The 21,120-nt window shown below is 74.6% G+C and carries 22 protein-coding genes; 8 read left to right on the forward strand and 14 right to left on the reverse strand.

Annotated features, from left to right (window positions below; genetic code table 11):
* Window positions 1–7: 7 nt before the first annotated feature.
* A complete protein-coding gene (locus ACLFMI_RS08100) occupies window positions 8–349 on the reverse strand; it encodes a WhiB family transcriptional regulator (RefSeq protein ID WP_410947324.1) in 342 nt (113 codons plus the stop codon).
* 165 nt (window positions 350–514) lie between these two features.
* Here ACLFMI_RS08100 and ACLFMI_RS08105 point away from each other — a divergent pair, with 165 nt between their 5' ends.
* Window positions 515–1,282 (forward strand): site-2 protease family protein, encoded by a 768-nt coding sequence (locus ACLFMI_RS08105; protein WP_410947130.1) that lies wholly within the window; start codon window positions 515–517, stop codon window positions 1,280–1,282.
* A 4-nt stretch (window positions 1,283–1,286) separates the two neighbouring features.
* On the opposite strand, the gene ACLFMI_RS08110 is transcribed toward ACLFMI_RS08105, so the two are convergent.
* The 6 genes from ACLFMI_RS08110 to ACLFMI_RS08135 are packed head-to-tail and all read right to left on the reverse strand — an operon-like array spanning window position 1,287 to window position 7,218.
* Window positions 1,287–1,820, reverse strand: coding sequence for an NUDIX hydrolase (locus tag ACLFMI_RS08110; RefSeq protein ID WP_410947131.1), 534 nt, complete (start codon window positions 1,818–1,820; stop codon window positions 1,287–1,289).
* A 24-nt stretch (window positions 1,821–1,844) separates the two neighbouring features.
* A complete protein-coding gene (locus ACLFMI_RS08115; protein WP_410947132.1) occupies window positions 1,845–3,203 on the reverse strand; it encodes a coenzyme F420-0:L-glutamate ligase in 1,359 nt (452 codons plus the stop codon).
* Window positions 3,196–4,227: a 2-phospho-L-lactate transferase gene (gene cofD, locus ACLFMI_RS08120; protein ID WP_410947133.1), complete on the reverse strand. Its 1,032-nt coding sequence runs from the start codon at window positions 4,225–4,227 to the stop codon at window positions 3,196–3,198. The genes ACLFMI_RS08115 and cofD overlap by 8 nt, the downstream gene beginning before the upstream one ends.
* 29 nt (window positions 4,228–4,256) lie before the next feature.
* A complete protein-coding gene (locus ACLFMI_RS08125; RefSeq protein WP_410947134.1) occupies window positions 4,257–5,186 on the reverse strand; it encodes a DNA-3-methyladenine glycosylase family protein in 930 nt (309 codons plus the stop codon).
* Between the two features lie 11 nt (window positions 5,187–5,197).
* Window positions 5,198–6,268 carry a mannose-1-phosphate guanylyltransferase gene (gene manB, locus ACLFMI_RS08130; protein ID WP_410947135.1) on the reverse strand — a complete coding sequence of 357 codons (1,071 nt, stop codon included), beginning with the start codon at window positions 6,266–6,268 and terminating at the stop codon, window positions 5,198–5,200.
* A 50-nt stretch (window positions 6,269–6,318) separates the two neighbouring features.
* Window positions 6,319–7,218, reverse strand: coding sequence for a glycosyltransferase family 2 protein (locus ACLFMI_RS08135; protein WP_410947136.1), 900 nt, complete (start codon window positions 7,216–7,218; stop codon window positions 6,319–6,321).
* Between the two features lie 331 nt (window positions 7,219–7,549).
* Here ACLFMI_RS08135 and ACLFMI_RS08140 point away from each other — a divergent pair, with 331 nt between their 5' ends.
* The 3 genes from ACLFMI_RS08140 (at window position 7,550) to ilvA (ending at window position 11,504) form a co-directional block, all read left to right on the forward strand.
* The gene (locus ACLFMI_RS08140) at window positions 7,550–9,169 is read left to right on the forward strand and encodes an LCP family protein (RefSeq protein WP_410947137.1); all 1,620 of its coding nucleotides are present in this window, start codon (window positions 7,550–7,552) and stop codon (window positions 9,167–9,169) included.
* A 232-nt stretch (window positions 9,170–9,401) separates the two neighbouring features.
* Complete coding sequence (locus ACLFMI_RS08145; protein WP_410947138.1) at window positions 9,402–10,148, forward strand: TIGR03089 family protein; 747 nt, start codon at window positions 9,402–9,404, stop codon at window positions 10,146–10,148.
* Between the two features lie 120 nt (window positions 10,149–10,268).
* On the forward strand, window positions 10,269–11,504 hold the full coding sequence (gene ilvA, locus ACLFMI_RS08150; RefSeq protein WP_410947325.1) for a threonine ammonia-lyase IlvA: 1,236 nt from the start codon (window positions 10,269–10,271) through the stop codon (window positions 11,502–11,504).
* Window positions 11,505–11,598: 94 nt separating this feature from the next.
* Here ilvA and ACLFMI_RS08155 read toward each other — a convergent pair whose 3' ends face one another.
* Window positions 11,599–12,753 (reverse strand): acyl-CoA dehydrogenase, encoded by a 1,155-nt coding sequence (locus ACLFMI_RS08155; protein WP_410947139.1) that lies wholly within the window; start codon window positions 12,751–12,753, stop codon window positions 11,599–11,601.
* A 59-nt stretch (window positions 12,754–12,812) separates the two neighbouring features.
* Between ACLFMI_RS08155 and ACLFMI_RS08160 the strand changes: the two genes are divergently transcribed.
* On the forward strand, window positions 12,813–13,502 hold the full coding sequence (locus tag ACLFMI_RS08160) for a TetR family transcriptional regulator (RefSeq protein WP_410947140.1): 690 nt from the start codon (window positions 12,813–12,815) through the stop codon (window positions 13,500–13,502).
* Window positions 13,503–13,887: 385 nt separating this feature from the next.
* Here ACLFMI_RS08160 and purE read toward each other — a convergent pair whose 3' ends face one another.
* Together purE and ACLFMI_RS08170 are read right to left on the reverse strand one after the other, a co-directional pair.
* Window positions 13,888–14,412: a 5-(carboxyamino)imidazole ribonucleotide mutase gene (purE, locus tag ACLFMI_RS08165; RefSeq protein WP_410947141.1), complete on the reverse strand. Its 525-nt coding sequence runs from the start codon at window positions 14,410–14,412 to the stop codon at window positions 13,888–13,890.
* Window positions 14,412–15,650: a 5-(carboxyamino)imidazole ribonucleotide synthase gene (locus tag ACLFMI_RS08170; protein WP_410947142.1), complete on the reverse strand. Its 1,239-nt coding sequence runs from the start codon at window positions 15,648–15,650 to the stop codon at window positions 14,412–14,414. The genes purE and ACLFMI_RS08170 overlap by 1 nt, the downstream gene beginning before the upstream one ends.
* A 34-nt stretch (window positions 15,651–15,684) precedes the next feature.
* Here ACLFMI_RS08170 and ACLFMI_RS08175 point away from each other — a divergent pair, with 34 nt between their 5' ends.
* The gene (locus tag ACLFMI_RS08175; RefSeq protein WP_410947143.1) at window positions 15,685–16,194 is read left to right on the forward strand and encodes a GtrA family protein; all 510 of its coding nucleotides are present in this window, start codon (window positions 15,685–15,687) and stop codon (window positions 16,192–16,194) included.
* 7 nt (window positions 16,195–16,201) lie between these two features.
* On the opposite strand, the gene ACLFMI_RS08180 is transcribed toward ACLFMI_RS08175, so the two are convergent.
* Both ACLFMI_RS08180 and ACLFMI_RS08185 read right to left on the reverse strand, forming a co-directional pair.
* Entirely contained in the window at window positions 16,202–17,476 is a 1,275-nt protein-coding gene (locus ACLFMI_RS08180) for an ATP-binding protein (protein ID WP_410947144.1), read from the reverse strand.
* A 30-nt stretch (window positions 17,477–17,506) separates the two neighbouring features.
* Window positions 17,507–18,163, reverse strand: coding sequence for a response regulator transcription factor (locus ACLFMI_RS08185; RefSeq protein ID WP_410947145.1), 657 nt, complete (start codon window positions 18,161–18,163; stop codon window positions 17,507–17,509).
* Window positions 18,164–18,228: 65 nt separating this feature from the next.
* On the opposite strand from ACLFMI_RS08185, the gene ACLFMI_RS08190 reads away from it, so the two are divergent.
* Window positions 18,229–19,065: an inositol monophosphatase family protein gene (locus ACLFMI_RS08190; RefSeq protein ID WP_410947146.1), complete on the forward strand. Its 837-nt coding sequence runs from the start codon at window positions 18,229–18,231 to the stop codon at window positions 19,063–19,065.
* Complete coding sequence (locus tag ACLFMI_RS08195; RefSeq protein ID WP_410947147.1) at window positions 19,058–19,516, forward strand: MaoC family dehydratase; 459 nt, start codon at window positions 19,058–19,060, stop codon at window positions 19,514–19,516. The genes ACLFMI_RS08190 and ACLFMI_RS08195 overlap by 8 nt, the downstream gene beginning before the upstream one ends.
* Here the strand turns inward: ACLFMI_RS08195 and ACLFMI_RS08200 are convergent.
* The gene (locus ACLFMI_RS08200; protein ID WP_410947148.1) at window positions 19,497–20,441 is read right to left on the reverse strand and encodes a hydroxymethylglutaryl-CoA lyase; all 945 of its coding nucleotides are present in this window, start codon (window positions 20,439–20,441) and stop codon (window positions 19,497–19,499) included. The genes ACLFMI_RS08195 and ACLFMI_RS08200 overlap by 20 nt on opposite strands.
* Window positions 20,438–21,076 (reverse strand): PH domain-containing protein, encoded by a 639-nt coding sequence (locus ACLFMI_RS08205; protein WP_410947149.1) that lies wholly within the window; start codon window positions 21,074–21,076, stop codon window positions 20,438–20,440. Before ACLFMI_RS08205 ends, ACLFMI_RS08200 begins: the two co-directional genes overlap by 4 nt.
* Window positions 21,077–21,120 lie beyond the last annotated feature (44 nt).

Consider the following 21,120-nt stretch of genomic DNA (forward strand, 5'->3'; position numbering starts at 1 on the left):
GTGCTCCCTAGACGGCGGCGCGGCGCAGCCGGCGCCGCTCCCGCTCGGAGAGCCCGCCCCAGATGCCGAAGCGCTCGTCCTGGGCCAGTGCGTACTCCAGGCACTCGGCCCGGACCTCGCAGCCGGCACAGATGCGCTTGGCCTCCCGGGTCGAGCCGCCCTTCTCCGGGAAGAACGCCTCCGGGTCGGTCTGCGCGCACAGCGCGCGTTCCTGCCAGTCGGGCACCTCCTCGCCGGGCACCTCGTCCAGCAGGCCACGCAGATCCAGCACCTGCGCGACCCGGTCCGCATCGTCCTCGACCGTGCCGGCCGTGCCCCCCGGACCGGCCGTCCCCGCCGGCCGCAGCATCCGCATGAAGCTCTCGACGTCGTCCACTCGCCCCACCTCCCCGCAACGAACCGGCGAATGACACCACTGTAAGTACAGCGCTGACGTTCGCTCTAAGCAAGCCAACTCTGCCGAACGAGTGAGTCCGCCTGCGCGGATGTTTAGGGCGTTCGGGAGGATGGGTACGTGCCATCTCTCACCCGTCGTGTCAGCCCGTGGTTCCTGCTCCTGGTCGGTGTGTCCGCACTCGGCGGGGTGCTCTCGGTGGCCGCGGTACCGGTGCAGTCGGAGGCGCTGTTCATCGGGGGCGTGTTCCTGCTCGTGCTCGCCGGCTGGGCGGTATCGCTGTGCCTGCACGAGTTCGGGCACGCGATCGTCGCCTACCGCGGCGGCGACACCTCGGTGGCGGCCAAGGGATATCTCACCCTCGACGTGCGCCGCTACACGGACGTGGGCTACTCGTTCGTGTTGCCGCTGCTCATCTTCCTGATCGGCGGCCTGCCGCTGCCCGGCGGCGCGGTGTGGATCAACCAGTGGGCGCTGCGTTCGCGGGCCTGGCGGACCTGGGTGTCGCTGGCAGGCCCGCTGGCGAACCTGCTGCTGGGCGTGGTGCTGGTCCTGGCGGTGGCGCTGGTCCCGATGCCGGCCACGCTGGCCGCCGGGCTCTCCGCGCTCGCGCTGTTCCAGGTCGTCGCGTTCGTGCTGAACATCCTGCCGGTACCCGGGCTGGACGGCTACGGCGCGCTGGAGCCGTACCTGCCGCCGGACGCGCAGCGGCTGGGCGCGAGGGTCCGGCCGTGGGCGCCGCTGGCCCTGCTGGCGGTGCTGCTGTTCGTGCCGGGGGTGAGCTCGGCGTTCTTCGCGGGCACCCAGGTGCTCTACGCGGCCGTCGGCGGGGACGCCGACCTGGCCGGTGCCGGGTTCCAGGCGCTGTTCTTCTGGCGCTACCTGTAACGGGTCAGACCCGCGCTGCGGCGACCATCGCCGGGACCGTGTCGCTGCCGGCGGGCAGCGCGTCCACCGGCCACCACCGCAGGTCCAGCGACTCGTCGCTGATCCTCGGCTGCGCACCGGACGGCGCGCGGACCAGGTAGCGGACGTCCAGGTGCCGGGTCGGCCGGCCGAGCGAGCAGGTCACCGGGTGCACGTCCACGTGCAGCGGGTGCTCGGCGATCTCCAGGCCGTCCATCCCGGACTCCTCGGTGGCCTCGCGCAGCGCCGCCGCGCGCAGGCTCGCGTCTCCGGGCTCGCAGTGCCCGCCGAGCTGGATCCAGCGCCCCACCCGCGGGTGCAGGGTCAGCAGGGTGTGCTCACCGGTGGCGTCGAGGACCAGCGCGGACGCCGTCAGGTGGCCGGGGACGCAGGAGCGGTCGCAGGCGTCGTCCGGGCGGGCGTCGAGGAACGCCAGCAGGGCGTGCTGCAGTGCCCGCTGAGCCTCGCCCGACGGCTCCCATGCGGCCAGCTCACCGGCCGCGGTCGCCGGGGCTACCACGCGCTCCCGCCGTTCATGCGGGACTCACAGCTCGATCAGCCCGCTTGCGGGGTCGCGGGGGGTGCGGGGTTCCAACGGCTCGGCCGGCACCCCGACGGCCACCGCGCCGAGCGCCTCCCAATCGTCCGGCAGGCCGAGACCGGCCCGCGCCACATCCGGCGCGAAGATCGTCGAGCCGACCCAGCAGGACGCCAGGCCCTCGGCGGCCAGCGCGACCAGCAGGGCCTGCACCGCGGCACCGCCCGCGACGGTGAACATGTCCCGCTCGGCGGCGCCCCGGGCCGCGTCCGGGTAGTCGTGCATCCCCTCCCGAGAGCGGAACGACAGCACCAGCTCCGGCGCGCGGCGCAGCAGCTCGCCGCGGGCCAGTCGCCGGTCGATCTCGTCGTCCGGTCGGCCGTCGGCGGCCAGGTCCGCCCGCCAGCGCGCGCGCAGCGCGTCCAGCAGCGCGGTCCGCCGCGCCGGGTCGCGCAGCCACACGAACCGGAACGGGGTGCTGTGGTGCGGCGCCGGCGCGGTCAGCGCGGTCCCGACGGCCCGGCGCAGCGCGTCGGCGTCCACCGGCTCGTCGGCGAAGTCGCGGGTGCTGCGGCGCAGCAGGACGGCCTCCCGGCGGCCGCGGGCGATCGCCTCCTCGGTCCCCAGCCAGAACAGGTCCTCGGCGACCGGCCGGACCAGGTCGCGGGCCGAGCTGCCGTCGTCGTCGACGGTCATGCCGCGCACCACGGCGACCGGCAGCGCGCCGAGCTTGCCCTTGACCAGGTCGGCGGCCGCGGCGATCTCGTCGGCCAGCGCGATCTCGGTGACCAGCAGGTCGTTGCCCTGGGCGTCGACGGCGCCGCCGTAGCGGTGCAGCACCGGGACCCCGGCCGAGCCGATCGCCACGTCGGTCTGCCCGACCCGCCAGGTCCGGCCGAGCGTGTCGGTGACGACGACGCCGACGTCGCGCCCCAGCCGCTCGCGCAACCCGTCCCGCAGCGCGGCGGCCGAGGCGTCCGGGTCGGCGGGCAGCAGGGCGAGCTCGTCGCGGCGCACGTTCGAGCCGTCCACCCCGGCCGCGGCCTGCACGATCCCGAGCTTCCCGGTGACGATCAGCGTCCGCCCGCGGCGGGCCAGGATCCGCTCGGTCTCGGCGTCGATCAGGCTGCGGCGCAGCGCGTCCCGCTCGTCGAGGTCCTCCGGCGCGGGGACCAGCCTGCCCTCCACCTTGGAGAACACCTTGCTGGTGACGACGACGACGTCGCCGTCACGCAGCCAGTCCAGCGCGTCGGCGAGCGCGCCGGCGAGGTCGTCACCGGGCCGGAACTCGGGCAGTCCGGGGACCGGCAGGATCTGCAGCGCGGCCGACGCGTGGTCCCGGAACTCACCGGCCGGCTCAGTCAACGCGGACGCCTGCCAGGTCGAACGCGGCCCGGGCCATCCCGGCGGTGGCGTCGGTGTCTGTCATCAGCAGCGGCACCTCGCGCACGGTCGCCCCGGGCACCTCGCAGGCGTCCCCGGTGTGCACCAGGTAGCCGTCGAGCAGGCCGCCCTCGCCGCGCCCGCCGTAGTGCCGCCCGACGCCCTCCGCGGAGGTCTCGACCCCGAGCGCGGACAGGCAGGCGTCGGCCATCCCGCGCACCGGGCGGCCGCCCACGATCGGGGACAGCCCGACGACCGGGGCCGGCGTGGCGGCCAGCGCCTGCGGCACCCCCGGCACCGAGACGATCGTGCCGATGCTCACGACCGGGTTCGATGGCGCCACCAGGACCACGTCGGCCTCGGCGATCGAGGCCCGCGCCGCGGGCAGGATCGCGGCCGTGTCGGCGCCGACCGAGGCGAACCGGTGCGCCGGCGGCACCGCCTTGTGCCGGATCCACCACTCCTGGAAGTGGATCGCCACCTGCGGTGGGGCGTCCTGTTCGTCACCCGCAGGGCCCAGGTCCGGATTGTCGATCACCACGTGCGTCTCGACCCGGTCGTCGGAGGCAGGCAGCAGCCGCACCCCAGGCTGCCAGCGGTGGCAGAGCGCCTCGGTGACCTGGGACAGCGGGTAGCCGGCGCGCAGCATCCGGGTCCGGACCAGGTGCGTGGCGACGTCCCGGTCGCCGAGCCCGAACCAGGTGGGCTCGGCCTCGTAGGCGGCGAGCTCCTCGCGGATCGACCAGGTCTCGCCCGCGCGGCCCCAGCCCTTGCCGGTGTCGATGCCGTCGCCGAGGGTGTACATGCAGGTGTCGAGGTCCGGACAGACCCGCAGGCCGTGCAACCAGATGTCGTCGCCGACGTTGACCACGGCGTCGACCTGGTGCGGGTGGCCGGCGTCCCCGCCCGCCCGCCCGGGCCCGATCGCGGGCAGGCCCAGTGCGGCCTTGACCCCTTGCAGGAAGCGGGCCCCGCCGACCCCGCCGACCAGAACGGTGACCTTCACGGTCGCGACCCTACGTCGGCTCCCGGAGCTCACATCCCGCGGTAGTCGCGCGGGGAGTACCGCGGCCCGAACCGGGGCCGCCGGAAACCGGACGACTCGATGTAGCGCACCGCCCGCTGGCGCTGCGGGGCGTAGGGGGCGAGCACCTCGAGCAGCCCGGCGTCGTCGAGGTCGTGGCCGAGCAGCGCCCGGCCGACGGTGTTCGGGATGTGGAAGTCGCCGAAGCTGACCGCGTCCGGGTCACCCCAGGCCCGTTGCGCGATCTCCGCCGCGGTCCAGACGCCGATCCCGCGGATCCGGCGCAGCAGGATCCGGCCCGGTTCGCCACCCAGCTCGGCGGCGTGTTCCAGCCGGTGGGCGACGACGGCGGCGTGCAGGATCGCGGAGCGCCGGGCGTGGTCCACCCCGGCCCGGTGCCACTCCCAGTCCGGGATCGCGCGCACCTGCTGCGGGGTCGGCGGGACCCGCATCCCGTCCGGGACGATCCCGGCCGGCCCGGGTGCCGGGTCGCCGAAGCGGCGGGCCAGCTCCCGGAACGACCGCTTGGCCTCGGTGCCGGTGACCTTCTGCTCGAGCACCGCGGGCAGCAGCGCGTCCCACACCCGCCCGGACGAGCCGATCCGCAGACCCGGACGCCGGCGCACGGCGTCGGCGACCAGCGGGTGGTGCGCGACGAACGCGGCCGGCTCGTCGTCGTCGCCGAGCAGTGCGGGCAGCCGGTCGACCTCCCAGGCCGCGCCCGGCCCCCAGCCGGTGGCCCGCACGGTGCCGTGCTCGCCCCCGCCCGCCCGGCGCCGGATCGCGACGGTGGCCGGCCCGGCCGGGGTGGTGGACACCCGCCAGATCACGCCGCCGTCGCCCTCGGTGCGCCACGTCGGGTCGCCGCGCCCCCGTCGCAGCGGGGACAGCACGCCGTGCAGGTCGAGCGGGAACGGCGGGCGCCACTCGCGGTCGAGCACCGCCGCCGCCCTCACACGTCCGGCGAGAACCGGACCCCGTGCGGCGGGAGCGACACGTCCGGCCAGATCCGCATGTTGTTGCGCAGCTCGCAGTGCGCGCCGATCACCGCGCGGTCGCCCACGACGGTGTCCCGCACGCTGGCGCCCTCCTCGACGAACGCGCCCGCGCCGATCACCGAGTTCTCCACCACCGCACCCGCGGCGACGACCGCGCCGTCGAACAGCATCGAGCCCTCGATCTTGGCCCCGGAGCCGACCCGGGCGCCGCGACCGATGGTGGTGCCGCCGAACACGAACGCGTCCGCGGCGACCTCGGCCCCGTCGAGCAGCATCACCTCGCCGGTCGGGCCGGGCAGGGCCGCGGACGGCGCGACCCCGCGGACCAGGTCGGCCGAGCCGTGCACCAGGTCGCCGGGGGTGCCCATGTCCCGCCAGTACGCGACGTCGACGTGCCCCTGCACGTGCGCCCCGGAGGCCAGCAGGTCGGGGAACGTCTCGCGCTCCACCGACACCGGGCGTCCCTCGGGGATGTTGTCGATGATCGCGCGGCGGAAGACGTAGCACCCGGCGTTGATCTGGTCGGTCGGCGGGTCCTCGGTCTTCTCCAGGAACGCGCTGACCCGGCCGGAGGCGTCGGTGGGCACGCAGCCGAACGCCCGCGGGTTCTGCACCCGCACCAGGTGCAGCGTGACGTCGGCGCCGGTGCTGCGGTGGGTGTCGGCGACCGCCCGCAGGTCGGTGCCGGCCAGCACGTCCCCGTTGAAGATCATCACGTGCTCGGCGGAGAGCTTCCCGGCGACGTTGCGGATCCCGCCGCCGGTGCCCATCGGCTCGTCCTCGGTGACGTAGGTCAGGTCCAGCCCGAGCGCCGCACCGTCGCCGAAGTGCTCCTCGAAGGTCTCGGCCAGGTAGCTGGTGCCCAGCACCGCCCGCCGGATCCCGGCCTCCCGGATCCGGGACAGCAGGTGCGCCAGGAACGGCACCCCCGCGGTCGGCAGCATCGGTTTGGGCGCCGACAGCGTCAGTGGTCGCAGCCGGGTGCCCTTGCCCCCGACCAGAACGACCGCCTCGACGTCCTGCACAGCGGTTCCCCCTCCGTGTGTCGTGTCGTGTCGTCCGGAGTGCTTCCGGTTCAGCGCGCGCCGCGGTCCACCAGTCCGGCCCGCACCGCCAGGCCCGCCCGGACGGCGGCCCGCAACGGCGCGTTCCGCCGGCCCGGGTGCCGATCGGCCAGGTAGCGGTAGGCGCTGCGGTGGTGCTCGGCCAGCATCCGCGCCGACACCTCCGGCTTGCCGGTGGACACCCCGCCGACGTGGACGACCTCCGCCGAGGGTACGTAGACGTTGCGCCAGCCGGCCCGGCCGAGGCGTTCGCCCAGGTCGACGTCCTCGAAGTACATGAAGTAGCGCGGGTCGAATCCCTCCACCGAGTCGAACGCGGCGCGCCGCAGCAGCAGGCAGGAGCCGGACAGCCAGCCGGCGTCGCGCTCGGTGAGGTCCTCCCCGGAACGCCGGTAGGCGGTCGTCCACGGGTTGCCCGGCCAGACCGGGCCCAGTGCGGCGTGTCCGGCCCCGGCCACCAGCGAGGGCACCGCCCGCGCCGACGGGTAGACGGTCCCGGAGGGCTCGCGGATCAGCGGGCCCAGCGCGCCCGCCCGCGGGTGCCGGTGCCCGGCGTCGAGCAGAGTGTCCAGCGAACCGGGCAGCCACTCCAGGTCCGGGTTCGCGACGACGACCCAGCCGTACTCCGGGCCGAGCGCGGCGACACCGCGGTTCGCGCCGCCCCCGTAGCCGACGTTCTCGCCGATCGGCAGGAACTCGACGCCCCGGCGCTCCCGGGCGGCGCGCTCCGGGACGCCGTCGACCGAGCCGTTGTCGGCCAGCACCACCGGCACGTCGGTGCGGGCGGTGGCCCCGGCCAGCGAGTCCAGGAAGGTGTCCAGCGTGGCCCCGGGCGAGTAGGTCACGGTGACCACGGCGACGCCGTCGCCGTAGCGCGCGGTGGCGGTCTGCACGGCCTGCACCCGGTGCACGCTAGCGAGGCCCGGTGGCCGCCGGACGGGCGGGACCGCACGATCGCTCCCGCGAAGATCACACTCCGTCATCGGCGGCCCCGTTCCGATGCCCGCACCGGACCCGTCGACGCGTTCCGACCAGCACCGACGCCGTTCCGGGCATCGTCACCCTCAAGGTTCGATCCCGTCCGGCGTCCGGGGGATGCTGCCGACACGCGTGCCCCGAGGGGCTCCGGTGGGGGTCCGAATGTTGCACCCTGAACGAGGCCGGATGCGCGCCTCCGGCCGCCCATCACCGCCCACGAACCACCGGCCCTCGGGCCGCGGAGCAGTCACGGAGGGAGACGACGTGTCCGGACCCCGCGACCCGCGCGCCCGTGGCCCTCGCCCGTCGTCCTCGCGTCCCCCCGCGGCCGAGCGGGCCGCCGCCCGGCGGGCCGCCCGCCCGCCCGCCGGCGACCCCGCGTCGTGGAGCCGTCACGCGCCCGGGCGCGCCCGGGACCAGCGTCGTGGCTCCACGGCGCGGGGCGGCCGCCTGCTGCACCGTCTCCGGGTCGGGGTCGCGGTGCTGTCCGCGCTCACCGTCCTGCTCACCGGCGCGGTCTGGACGTTCTACCGGGACGTCACCGGTGGCATCAGCACCACCAATGTGATCTTCGGGGGCACGTCCGGCGACGGGCAGAACATCCTGCTGGTCGGTGTCGACAGCCGGACCGACGCCCAGGGCAACCCGCTCCCGGACGAGGTGCTGGCCCAGCTGCGCAGCGGCGCGGAGTCCGGCGTCCTCAACTCGGACACGATCATCCTGGTGCACGTCCCGGAGGACGGCGGCAGCGCGACGGCGTTCTCGATCCCGCGCGACTCCGAGGTACAGATCCCCGGGCTGGGCCGCAACAAGATCAACGCGGCGTACCCGCAGACCAAGGCCGAGGCGGCGTCCCGGCTGGCGTCCGAGGGGATGACCGACCCGAAGCGGATCGACCAGGAGTCCTCGCAGGCCGGGCGGCAGGCGTTGCTCGGGGCGGTGCAGGACCTCACCGGGCTCGGCGTCGACCACTTCGCCGAGGTGAACCTGCTCGGTTTCTACAACCTGACCCGGGCGATCGGCGGCGTCGACGTGTGCCTCAAGGCACCGGTCCACGACGAGCTGTCCGGAGCGGACTTCCAGGCCGGTCCGCAGACGATCTCCGGTGGGGACGCGCTGGCGTTCGTCCGGCAGCGGCACGGCCTGGCCGGCGGCGACCTGTCCCGGATCAACCGGCAGCAGGTGTTCCTGGCTTCGGTGGCGAACAAGGTGCTGTCGTCCGGGACGCTGAGCGACCCGTCGAAGCTCTCCGCACTGATCGACGTCGTGCAGCAGTCGGTCGTGCTCGACAGCGGCTGGGACGTGCTGGCCTTCGCCCGTCAGGCCTCAGACATCGCGGCCGGCGAGATGAACTTCCTGACCATCCCCACCGGGGAGTCGCGGGACAGCGGTCGCGGCGACGTGCTCACCGTCGATCCGGCTCAGGTGCAGGACTTCGTCGCCCGGCACACCGAGCCGGCTCCGGAGCCGGAGGCCGATCCCTCGGAGGCGGCCGACTCCGAGGAGGTCCCACCGCCCGCGCCGGTGACCGCGGACGTCGCCAACGGGTCCGGCGCCACCGGGCTCGCCGCGGACGTCGCCGGGACCCTCGGGCAGAACGGCATCGCGACCGGGGAGGTCGGCAACGCCCCGGACCGCACGACGTCGGTGGTGCGCTACAGCCAGGCAGACGGCGACGCCGCGGCCCGCCGGGTCGCCGACGCCCTCGGCGGGGTCGGCGTCGAGCAGTCCGACGGGGTGGCACAGGGCCGGGTGCAGGTCCTGATCGGTACCGACTTCAGCGGTCCCGGCACCGGCGGATCGCCCGCGGACACCGCGCCCGCCTCGTCGGCGGCGCCGAGCACGCCGCCGATCACGGCCGGCGGGGTGCCCTGCATCGACTGAGCGGAGCTTGCGGAGCGAACATCGGCACTGAGCGGAGCTCGCGGAGCGAACATCGGCACTGAGCGGAGCTTGCGGAGCGAACATCGGCACTGAGCGGAGCTCGCGGAGCGAACATCCGCACCGAGCGGAGCTTGCGGAGCGAACATCGGCACCGAGCGGAGCTCGCGGAGCGAACATCGGCACCGAGCGACCTCTCGACCGGGACCGCGCCGCGCTCGGTACGGTCCGTTCGATGTCACCCGTCTTCGGCTCCGGCCTGTACCTCACCGACGCCCTGCTCGGCCCTGCACTCGGTGGGTCCGCGGCCCGGCCGCTGCTCACCCACTACGACGACGCCACCGGCGAGCGGATGGAGCTGTCCGGCACCACCACGGCGAACTGGACCGCGAAGGCGGCGAACCTGCTGCGTGACGAGTGCGATGTGGAGCCGGGCACGCGGGTGACGGTGCTGCTGCCCGCACACTGGCAGACGGCCGCGGCCCTGCTCGCCGTCTGGGCGTGCGGTGCGGAGCTGGTGGGCGACCCGTCGTCGGCCGAGTGGGTGCTGGCCGACGCCGCCCGGCTGGACACCGCGCTGGCGGCCCAACCGGACGGCGTCGTGGCGTTCTCGCTGGACGCGTTCGGCGGCGGGCTCACCGGGCTGCCGTCCGGGACGGTCGACTTCGCGACCGAGGTGCGGGTGCACGGCGACGAGTTCGTCCCGTGGGACCCGGTGGACGGCGACGCGCCGGCCTGGGACGGCGAGCCGGGGTCCGCGGTGCTGGCCGCCGCCCGGGACCGGGCCGCGGCGCTGGGCCTGTCCGAGGGATCCCGGGTCCACTCGACGGCGGCCTGGGACACCGCCGACGGCCTGCGCGACGGGCTGCTGGCGGTGCTCGCCGCCGGCGGGTCGCTGGTGCAGACGGTCAACCCGGCGGACGACCCCGCGGTCCTGGCGCGGCGCGCCGAGACCGAACGCTGCACCGCACGGCTGCCCTGAGGCCCGGCGGTCGAGGAGCGCGCCAGCTGCACCGGCCCTGCCTGGTGTGAGCGGGGATCCGGCGCCGTGAGATGCTGGTCGACCGTGAACGCCAGCACCGAGACCGGGCCCGATGGCCCGGTGAGCGCACGGGACGTCGACACCGCGGCCGAACGGCTGCACGCGGTGATCGGCCCGACGCCGCTGCAGCTCAACCCGCGGCTGTCCGACGCGCTGCACGGCGAGGTCTGGGTCAAGCGCGAGGATCTGCAGCCGGTGCGCTCCTACAAGGTCCGCGGCGCCTACAACCTGATCGCCCAGCTCTCCGAGGCCGACCGGGCCGCCGGCGTGGTCTGTGCCAGCGCCGGGAACCACGCGCAGGGCGTGGCGTTCGCCTGCCGGCGGCTCGGCGTGCGCGGCCGCGTCTACCTGCCCGGCACCACGCCCCGGCAGAAGCGGGACCGGGTCGCGCGGCTCGGCCGGGACGCCGTCGAGGTCCGGGTGGTCGGCAACACCTACGACGAGGCCGCCGCGGCCGCGCGCGCCGACGCCGAGTCGAGCGGGGCCACCCAGGTACCGGCGTTCAACGACCCGCGCACGGTGGCCGGTCAGGGAACCATCGCCCGGGAGGTGCTGGCCCAGCTGGCCGACCCGCCGGACGTCCTGGTCGTCCCGGTCGGTGGCGGCGGGCTGCTCGCCGGCGCGATCACCTACCTGCGCCGGCACTCCCCCGGCACCCGGATCGTCGGGGTGGAACCGGCCGGGGCGGCCAGCATGGCCGCCGCGGTGCAGGCCGGGTCCCCGGTCGACCTGGGCTCGCTGGATCCGTTCGTCGACGGCGCGGCGGTCCGCAAGGTCGGCGCCGCGACGTTCGACGTGGTCCGCGACTCCGGCGTCGAGCTGGTCGCGGTGCCCGAGGGCCGGATCTGTGTCGAGATGCTGGCGCTCTACCAGACCGACGGGATCATCGCCGAGCCCGCCGGGGCGCTCTCTCCGGCCGCGCTGGACCGGCTGGACATCCCGCGCGACGCCCACACGGTCTGCCTGCTCTCCGGCGGGAACAACGACGTCAGCCGGTACGCCGACATCGTCGAGCGAGCGCTGGTCTTCGAGGGACGCAAGCACTACTTCCTGGTCGAGTTCCCGCAGGAGCCGGGCGCCCTGCGCCGGTTCCTGGACGACGTCCTCGGCCCGGACGACGACATCACCCTGTTCGAGTACACCAAGCGCTCGAACCGGGAGACCGGCCCGGCGCTGGTGGGTATCGAGCTCGGGTCGCCGGACGACCTCGCCGCGCTGGTCAAGCGGATGGACGAGGCTCCCCCGCACATCGAGCAGATCCCGCCGGACAGCCCGCTGTTCGGCTTCATACTCTGACGCCGCCACTCCACACCCCGCGCGTCACACCCCGCGGGCCGTCGTCACACCCGTTGCAGCAGGTGTGTGGACGGGCCGAGGGGTCTGCAGCGAGTCACTTGAGGAGGCTGCGCGCCATCACCATGCGCTGGATCTGGTTGGTGCCCTCGTAGATCTGGGTGATCTTCGCGTCCCGCATCATCCGCTCCACCGGGAAGTCGCGGGTATAGCCGGCCCCGCCGAGCAGCTGGACCGCGTCGGTGGTCACCGACATCGCGGTGTCCGAGGCGAAGCACTTCGCGGCCGAGGAGATGAAGCCCAGGTCCGGCTCGCCACGCTCGGCCCGGGAGGTGGCGACGTAGCAGAGCTGGCGGGCCGCCTCGACCTTCATCGCCATGTCGGCCAGCATGAACTGCAGGCCCTGGAACTCGGCCAGCGCCTGCCCGAACTGCTTGCGCTCCCTCATGTACCCGGTGGCGATGTCCAGCGCGCCCTGGGCGATGCCGACGGCCTGCGAGCCGATCGTCGGGCGGGTGTGGTCGAGCGTGCGCAACGCGGTCCTGAAGCCGGTCCCCTCGGCGCCGATGATCCGGTCGCCCGGGATGCGGCAGTCCTCGAAGTGAATCTCGCGGGTCGGCGAGCCGTGGATGCCGAGCTTGCGCTCCTTCGAGCCGACGACGAAGCCGGGGTCGTCGGAGTGGACCACGAACGCGGAGATCCCGCCGGCCTTGCGCTCCGGGTCGGTCACCGCCATCACGGTGTACCAGGTCGACTCGCCGGCGTTGGTGATCCAGCACTTGGTGCCGTTCAGGATCCAGTCGTCGCCGTTCCGACGGGCGCGGGTCTTCATCGACGCGGCGTCCGAACCGGCCTCCCGCTCGGACAGCGCGTAGCTGACCATCGCCTCGCCGGACGCGACCGACGGCAGCACCTGCTTCTTCAGCTCGTCCGAGGCCGACAGCAGGATCGGGGTGAGCCCGAGTCCGTTCACGCCGGGGATCAGCGAGGACGACGCGCACACCCGGGCGACCTCCTCGATCACGATGCAGCCGGCGAGCTCGTCGGCGCCCTGACCGCCGTACTCCTCCGGGATGAGCACCGCGTGGAACCCGGCCCGGACCAGCGCGTCCCGGGCCTCGGTCGGGTAACGACCCTGCTCGTCGACGTCGGCCGCGTGCGGCGCGATCTCCTTCTCCGCCAGGTCCCGCACCGCCTCGCGCAGCGCCTGGTGCTCCTCGCTGAGCTGGTAGCTGTCGAAATCGCTGTTCATACGACCCACCCTAACGGCACGCAGTGCCACCGAACAACGGTGTTGCTACCCTCAGTGCCATGACGAACAGCACTCCCGCCAGCCGCCGCGGCCGCTCCCCCGAGGGCCGCGCGGAGCTCCGCCGGGAGCTGGTCGCGGCGGCGGCCCGGCTGTTCACCGAGCGCGGCTACGACGAGACGACCGTCGACGACATCGCGGCCGCGGCAGGCGTCGGGCGCCGGACGTTCTTCCGCTACTTCCGCGGCAAGGAGGACGCGCTCTCGCCGGACCACGGGCGCGGGCTGGCCCGGATCGCCGAGGTGTTCGACACCGCGCACCCGGACGAGCCGCTACGGTCGCTGGCACTGCGTGCCGCGGAGACCGTCTTCGAGCTCTACACCGACGACGCCGAGGTGGCCCGGCAGCGGTTCGCGCTGATCCGGGAGGTGCCTGCGCTGCGGGACCGGGAGGCCGCGTCGGTGCAGCACTACCGGCGACTGCTCACCCGGGAGCTGACCGCCCGGATGGCCGGAGAGCCGGACGGCGAGCTGCGGGCGGCGGTGACCGCGGCGGCCCTGGTCGCGGCACACAACCAGGCCCTGCGGCGCTGGCTGGCCGACGGCGCCCGGAGCCGGCACGTCCCCGCCTGCGTCGAGCACTTCCGCACGGTGGCGCCGATGCTGCCGCTGGAGGGGGCGACGACCGAGCCCGACCTGGAGGGCGTCACCCGCCGGCTGGAACGGGCGGCCCGGGCCCTGGAACGGGGGTGAACGCGGCGGACCGGCTGATGCCGCGGCCCGTGATCGCCGGCCCCGGACATGCGTGATCCCCGGGCCGCACCGGGGTGCGCATGCCGAACCGGACTGGATTCGGACCCGGGGATCACGGGCGACTGCCTGGAATTGCCGGCACCACACCGGCTTCCACGACCGTCTCCGGAGCGGGACCGATCCCGCCCGGTAGAACGTGGTGCTAGCGGACAGCCACCTCACGTGTCCTGTAGCTCATCGGCTGGACCACCTCCTTTCCCGTGTGCCGACACCGTACGCACGTGATCGGCGGCGGCGCCATGGGAATTTCGGCGCAGGCCCAGGTGATCGGCGATCGGGCGGCGACCCCGGACGACCGTGGCCGCAGCGACCGCCCGATGGACGATCACCTGTCCTCGCCGCGGGCGGTGGCGCGCAGGGTCGCGTCCTTGTCCAGCACGGACCGTTCCAGGTCCGCCTGGTACTCGATCATGGCGGCGCGCAGCGCCGGGTCCCCGGCGCCGAGGACGCGCACCGCGAGCAGGCCGGCGTTGCGGGCGTTCCCGACGGCGACGGTGGCCACCGGCACCCCGGCCGGCATCTGCACGATCGACAGCAGCGAGTCGAGCCCGTCCAGGTACTTCAACGGAACCGGGACACCGATCACCGGCAGCGGCGTGGCGGCGGCGACCATGCCGGGCAGGTGCGCCGCGCCGCCCGCCCCGGCGACGATCGCCTGCAGACCGCGGTCGGCGGCCGAGGCCGCGTAGTCCAGCATCCGCTGCGGGGTCCGGTGCGCGGAGTAGACGCCGACCTCCCAGGAGACGCCGAAGTCGTCCAGCACGCCGCCTGCGGCACTCATCACCGGCCAGTCCGAGTCGCTGCCCATGACCACGCCCACCCGGGGCGCCGTCGCGGTGGGTCCGGCCATCAGGAGTCCTCCCTGGGGTCGTCCGTGGTGCCGCCCGTGTGCGCCGACCAGCCGTCGGCCCAGGTAGCCGTGGCCAGCCAGGTCGCGGCCAGCTCGGCCCGTTCCCGCACGGCCTCCTGCGAGGAGCCCAGCACGGTCACGTGCCCGATCTTGCGGGCCGGGCGGCCGTCCTTGGCGTAGAGGTGCACCTTCGCGTCCGGGAACCGCGCGAAGCAGTGGTGCAGCCGCTCGTCCATCGTCATCGCCGGCTCGGCCGAGGCGCCGAGGACGTTCGCCATCACCGCGACCGGCGCGACCGGCGCGGTGGCACCGAGCGGGTAGTCCAGCACCGCCCGCAGGTGCTGCTCGAACTGCGAGGTGACCGAGCCCTCGATCGTCCAGTGCCCGGAGTTGTGCGGGCGCATCGCGAGCTCGTTCACCACGACCCCGCCGTCGGCGGTCTCGAACAGCTCGACCGTCATCAGCCCGATCACGCGCAGCTCCGCGGCGATCCGCAGCGCCAGCTCCTGGACGTGCCCGGCGGCGTCGTCGGACAGGCCCGGCGCGGGCGCGGTCACCCGGGCGCACTGGCCGTCCACCTGCAGGGTCTCGACGACCGGCCAGGCGGCGGCCTGGCCGTACGGGGACCGGGCGACGCTCGCCGCCAGCTCGCGGACCATCGGCACCGCGGACTCGACGAGCAGCGGGGTCCCCGCCGCGAGGAGCTCGGTCACCAGCGCTGCCGGGTCGTCGCCGGCCTCCTTCAGGAACCACACGCCCCGGCCGTCGTAGCCGCCGCGAGTGGCCTTGAGCACCACCGGCCAGCCGTGCGCGTCGCCGAACGCGGTGACGTCCGCGGGCCCGGTGACCTCCGCGAACGCCGGGACCGGCAGCCCCATCCCGGCGAGCCGGCGGCGCATCACCAGCTTGTCCTGCGCGTGCACCAGCGCCGACGGCGGCGGCCGCAGCGGGATCCCGGCCTCGGCCAGCGGGGCCAGCACCTCCTGCGGGACGCCCTCGTGGTCGAACGTCACCGCCGAGCAGCCGGTCGCGAGCTCGCGCAGCGCCGCGCCGTCGTCCGGGTTCCCGAGCACGACGTCCGGGGTCACCCGGGCCGCCGGATCGGTGTCCGCGGCGGCCAGCACGCGCAACGTCTGACCGAGCGCGACGGCGGCCTGCGCGGTCATCCGGGCGAGCTGCCCCCCGCCGACCATGCCGACGACGGGCATGCCGCTGTTCGACGTCTCAACCCTCTCCACAGGACGGGGAGCCTAATCTGGCACGATCGATCGCGTGACGGTGGTGGAGGCGACGCTCGCGCGGATCCCCCAGCCGTACCGGGACAAGGCCATCCACCACCGTGAGCTGATCAAGTTCCTGATGGTCGGCGGCAGCACCTGGGTGATCGACACCGTGGTGTTCCTGCTGCTCAAGACCACCGTGCTGGACTCCAAGCCGGTCACCGCGAAGGTGATGGCGGTGCTGGTCGCCACGATGGTGTCGTACGTGCTGAACCGGGAGTGGTCGTTCCGCACCCGGGGCGGGCGCGAGCGCCATCACGAGGCCGCGCTGTTCTTCCTGATCAGCGGGGTCGGGGTCGCGGTCTACTCGGCTCCACTGTGGATCTCGCGCTACGTCCTCGAGCTGCAGGAGCCGTTCGTCTCGCTGGTCACCCAGGAGTTCTCCGACTTCGTCGCCGGACAGATCGTGGGCACCCTGGTCGGGATGGCGTTCCGCTGGTGGGCGTTCCGCCGGTTCGTCTGGCCCGCCCAGTTCGTGCGCCGGCAGCCGCCACCCGCGTGACGAGCGGCTACCGCGGCCCGGACGCCGCGGCCGGTGGCGCGCTGCTCGCGACGTCGTCGGTGCGGGCCGTGGGCAGGTAGAGCCGGAACACCGGCGGGCGGGCCCGGTACAGCTCCAGCCGGCCGCCGTCCGCCTCGATCAGTGTCCGGGCCAGGGCCAGCCCGAGCCCGGTCGAGGACTGCGCCGACACGCCCCGGTCGAACACGTGCGGCACCAGCTCCTCCGGTACGCCCGGACCGTTGTCGGAGACCTCCACCAGCAGGGCGTTGTCCCCCTTGCGGGCGGTGACGGTGACCGTGCCGTCGCCGTGCTGCAGGGCGTTGTCCACCAGCGCGCCGATCGCCTCGCGCAGCCGCGCACCGGTGATCCGGGCCAGCATCCCGGCCGGTACCCGCAGCCGCAGCGACCGCCCGGCCGCGTGTAGCGGCTCCCGCCACTCCTCGGCCGCCTCGGTGATCGCCTCGGCCAGCTCGACCGGCTCGGCACCGGCCGCGCGGGCGGCCCGTGCGGACTCCAGCAGGTCGTCGAGGACGCCGGTGAGCCGCTCGGTCTGCTCCAGCGCGGCCAGCGCCTCCCGGCGGGCTTCCGGGTCCGGGTGGGTGGACAGCTCGTCGAGCCGCAGCTGCAGCGCGGTGATCCGGCTGCGCAGCTGGTGCGAGACGTCGCCGACCAGCGAGCGCTCCCGCTGCAGCAGCTGGGACAGCGCCGACGCCGACGAGTCCAGCACCTCGGACACCCGGTCCAGCTCGGCGATGTCGTAGCGGGCCGGGGCGCGGCGGAAGTCGCCGGCGCCGAGCCGCGCGGCGCGGGCGGCGAGGTCGCGCAGCGGGTCGGAGAGGCGGCGTGCGGTGTAGATCGCGACCGCGGTCCCGACCGTCACCGAGAACCCGACCAGTAGCACGACGACGCCGACGACCTGGGTCTGCTGGGCCCGCATGACCTCGCGGGGCTGGGCCAGCGTGATCGTGCCGCGGGGCCCGAACGGCAGCGACTCCTGCACCGGGTCGGCCACCCCGGCGACCCCGAACGACTGCGGTGGCCGGGCCGGTGTCTCGATCGTCAGGCGGCTGTTCGCCGGGATCGCCAGCTCGATCACCCGGGGGTCCAGCGGCCGGTCCCCGGCGTCCTCCAGCCGCCCGGTGAGCTGCTCCAGGCGCTGGGTCAGCTCGGCGCGGGTGAAGTCCTCGACCAGCTGCCAGGTGGCCAGCGCGAGCGGTCCCCCCAGGAACAACGCCGTCACCGCGACGGTGAGCAGGGTGGAGACCAGGATCCGGCGGCGCATGTGCCCCCCGCGTGCTCGGTCGTGGTTGTCTCAGTCGTGGTTGTAGCGGAACCCCACCCCGCGCACGGTGGCGATCCGCTTCTCGCCGCCGATCTTGCGCCGCAGCCAGGACATGTGCATGTCCAGGGTCTTCGACGACTTCATGTCCGCGTCGCCCCAGACCGCGTGCAGGATCTCCTCGCGGGTCACCACCTGCCCGGCGCGGCTCATGAGCACCCGCAGCAGCTCGAACTCCTTGTTCGCCAGGGTGACCTCCTCGCCGTCGAGCAGCACCCGGCGCCCGGAGAGCTCCATCCGCAGACCCCCGACCTCGACGACGTCCTGGGTGCGGCGGCGCAGCAGCGCCCGGACCCGGGCCAGCAGCTCGGCCAGCCGGAACGGCTTGGACACGTAGTCGTCGGCGCCGGCGTCGAGCCCCACCACGAAGTCGACCTCGTCGGTGCGCGCCGTCAGCATCAGGACCGGCAGGTCGACCTGCTCGGCCCGGATCCGGCGGCACACCTCCAGGCCGTCCATCCCGGGCAGGCCGAGATCGAGCACCAGCAGGTCCACCGTGTCCCGGGCGACGTGTTCCAGCGCGGCCACCCCGTCGACGACGACGTCGACGTCGTAGCCCTCCCGCTGCAGGGCGCGGGAGAGCGGTTCGGCGATGGCCGTGTCGTCCTCGGCCAGAACCACGGTGGTCATCCCGCCGAGCATAGGCGCCCGGCCCCCGCCGACGGCCGCGGTACCGGGCTGGCATCCTCGCCGGAGTGAGTCCCGAGCCGGCCGCGCGCCCCGCGAACCCACCGCCAGCCGACCCGAGCGATCTCGATCTCGCGCTGCGGCTGGCCGACATCGCCGACGCGATCACGCTACCCCGGTTCCGGGCCGCCGACCTGCGGGTGAGCCGCAAACCGGACCGCACCCCGGTCACCGACGCGGACACCGCGGCCGAGGACGCGATCCGCGCGGGGCTCGGGCACGAGCGCCCGCGCGACGCGATCCTCGGTGAGGAGCGCGGCGAGACCGCAGGAGTTGGCGCCGGTCGGGACTGGGTGATCGACCCGATCGACGGCACCAAGAACTTCTCCCGCGGGATGCCGGCCTGGGCCACGCTGATCGCGCTGGTCGTCGACGGCGTCCCGGTGGTCGGTGTGGTCAGCGCACCCGCGCTGCACCGGCGCTGGTGGGCCGGGGCCGGGGCCGGGGCGTGGGCCCGGGACCTCCCGTCCGGGACACCGCACCGGATCCGGGTGTCCGGGGTGGCCAGCGTCGCGGACGCCTACGTCTCCACCACGAACCAGGACACGTTCCGCGCGGAGCCGGGGCCGGTGTCCCGGGACGGCTGGGTCGCGCTCACCGAGGCGTGCTGGGAGACTCGCGCGTTCGGCGACTTCTGGCAGCACTGCCTGGTCGCCGAGGGGGTGCTGGACGTCGCGGTGGAGCCCGCCGCGAACCCGTGGGACCTCGCGGCGCCGGCCGCGCTCGTCGCGGAGGCGGGCGGGCGGCTCACCGACCTGGCCGGGGAGCCCACGTTCTCCGGCGGCCACGGCCTGGTGAGCAACGGGGCGCTGCACGACCCGGTGCTGGCGGTGCTGCGTGGCTGAGATCGCGTTCGAGGACCTGCCCGCGGGCACCGTCGTCGACCTGGGGACGACCGTGGTGGACGGCGACGAGATGGTCGCCTTCGCCCGCCGGTTCGACCCGCAGCCCTTCCACGTCGACCCCGCGGCCGGGAAGGCGTCGGTGTTCGGGGACCTGGCGGCGTCCGGCTGGTTCACCGCCGGGCTGTGGATGCGCGCCTACGTGGACGGGCTGCTCTGCCGGTCCACGGCGCTGGGCTCCCCCGGCGGCGACGAGATCGCCTGGCCCGCTCCGGTGCTCGCCGGGGACGAGCTGCGGGCGACGATGCGGGTCCTCGACGCGCGGGTGTCCCGCAGCCGCCCGGAGATGGGGCTGATCACGTTGCGCGGGGAGATGACCCGCGAGCGCGACGACGCGGTCGTCTACCGGTCCCGGTTCACCGGGATGTTCGGGCTCAGGACGCCAGCGCCGTGACCACCCGGGACGGCGACGGCCGACGTAGGTGCCCGGCCATCCACACGCTGGTGTCGACCAGCTTCGGCAGGTCGACGCCGTGCCGGACGCCGAGGCCGTCGAGCATCCAGACCAGGTCCTCGGTGGCCAGGTTCCCGGTGGCCGACCCGGCGTAGGGGCAGCCGCCGAGGCCGCCGGCGCTGGCGTCCACCGTCGTCACCCCGCGGTGCAGGGCGGCGAGGGTGTTGGCCAGGGCCTGCCCGTAGGTGTCGTGGAAGTGCACCGCGACCCGTCCGACGCCGACGCCGCGGGCCGCGCAGGCGTCCAGCACCGCCCCGACGTGCGCCGGTGTGGCGACGCCGATCGTGTCGCCCAGCGAGAGCTGGTCGCAGCCCATCTCCATCAGCCGCGCCCCGACGCCCGCCGCCTGGCCCGGGTCGACGCCGCCCTCCCACGGGTCGCCGAAGACCATCGACACGTACGCCCGGACCCGCAGCCCGGCCCGGACGGCCCGGGTGACGGTGGGTTCGAACATCGCGAACTGCTCGTCCAGCGAGCGGTTGAGGTTGCGTCGGGCGAAGGTCTCGGTGGCCGAGGCGAACACCGCGACGTGGTCGCAGCCCGCCTCCACGGCCCGGTCCAGGCCACGCTCGTTCGGGGTCAGCACCGGGTAGTCCAGGCCGTCCCGGCGGGTCATCGTGGCCAGCAGCTCGGCGGCGTCGGCGAGCTGGGGCACCCACTTCGGGTGCACGAAGCTGGTCGCCTCGAGCGTGCGCAGCCCGGCGCCGGCGAGCCGGTCCAGGAACTCCGCCTTCACCGCGACCGGGACCACCGCGGACTCGTTCTGCAGGCCGTCCCGCGGGCCGACCTCGTAGATCTCGACCCGCTCCGGCAGCCCCGGGTCCCGGACCGTCGTCGGGAGGGCGGTTCCAGCCAGGGCGCTCACGATGCCGTCCTCTCCGGCACGGCCCGCGCCGTGCCCCATCCGGCCATTCTGTCCCGGGTCGCCGGCTCCCCGGCCGCCCGGTCGCGGATCGCACGCTCGGCGAGCGACCGCCCGGTGCCGCGCAGCCGCTCCAGGTGCGTCGAGCGGGCCCGCTCGACGGACCGGCCGACCTCCCGGTGCAGCCGGGCCTGCACCCGTTCCACCGCCGGGACGTCGGTGAACGCGTAGCGCTCACCCACGGCGTCCACCAGCAGGGTGCCCGCACCGAGCAGGCGCTCCACCGGCCGCGCGGTCACCCGGACGGCGTCCACCCGGTCGACCGGGATCTCCACCGCCCGGGTGGCGGCGATCCCGTCCCGGGCCAGCAGCCGGGTGCTCGTGACGACCAGGTGGGTGCACCGCCAGCGGGCGATCGGCAGGACCGACCAGCGGGCCGCGGCCACGAGCCCCAGTGCGCCGAGCAGCGCCCAGGCGTACGGGGCCCAGGTCTGCAGCCGCAGGACCGCGGCGGCGAACCCGGTCGCGGCCGCCACCAGCAGCAGCGCCCCCGCCGGGCGCAGGCACAGCCACCAGTGCGGCCGGCTGTGCAGCGCGACCCGCTCGCCGTCGTCGAGCCGGTCGTCGGGGAAGGCCACGCCACCACGGTAGGACGACCGGGGCGCCGGACGGAGCCGACGCG

The sequence above is a fragment of the Pseudonocardia nantongensis genome (assembly GCF_046546495.1).
GTDB classification, from domain to species: Bacteria; Actinomycetota; Actinomycetes; order Mycobacteriales; family Pseudonocardiaceae; genus Pseudonocardia; species Pseudonocardia nantongensis.

Excerpts from the sequence above, each read along its gene's own strand:
- ACLFMI_RS08100 (WP_410947324.1), bottom strand. The coding sequence starts at position 349 with ATGCTGCGGCCGGCGGGGACGGCCGGTCCGGGGGGCACGGCCGGCACG.
- ACLFMI_RS08145 (WP_410947138.1), top strand. The coding sequence starts at position 9,402 with ATGTCACCCGTCTTCGGCTCCGGCCTGTACCTCACCGACGCCCTGCTC.
- ACLFMI_RS08155 (WP_410947139.1), bottom strand. The coding sequence starts at position 12,753 with ATGAACAGCGATTTCGACAGCTACCAGCTCAGCGAGGAGCACCAGGCG.
- ACLFMI_RS08160 (WP_410947140.1), top strand. The coding sequence starts at position 12,813 with ATGACGAACAGCACTCCCGCCAGCCGCCGCGGCCGCTCCCCCGAGGGC.
- purE (WP_410947141.1), bottom strand. The coding sequence starts at position 14,412 with ATGGCCGGACCCACCGCGACGGCGCCCCGGGTGGGCGTGGTCATGGGC.
- ACLFMI_RS08180 (WP_410947144.1), bottom strand. The coding sequence starts at position 17,476 with ATGCGCCGCCGGATCCTGGTCTCCACCCTGCTCACCGTCGCGGTGACG.
- ACLFMI_RS08185 (WP_410947145.1), bottom strand. The coding sequence starts at position 18,163 with ATGACCACCGTGGTTCTGGCCGAGGACGACACGGCCATCGCCGAACCG.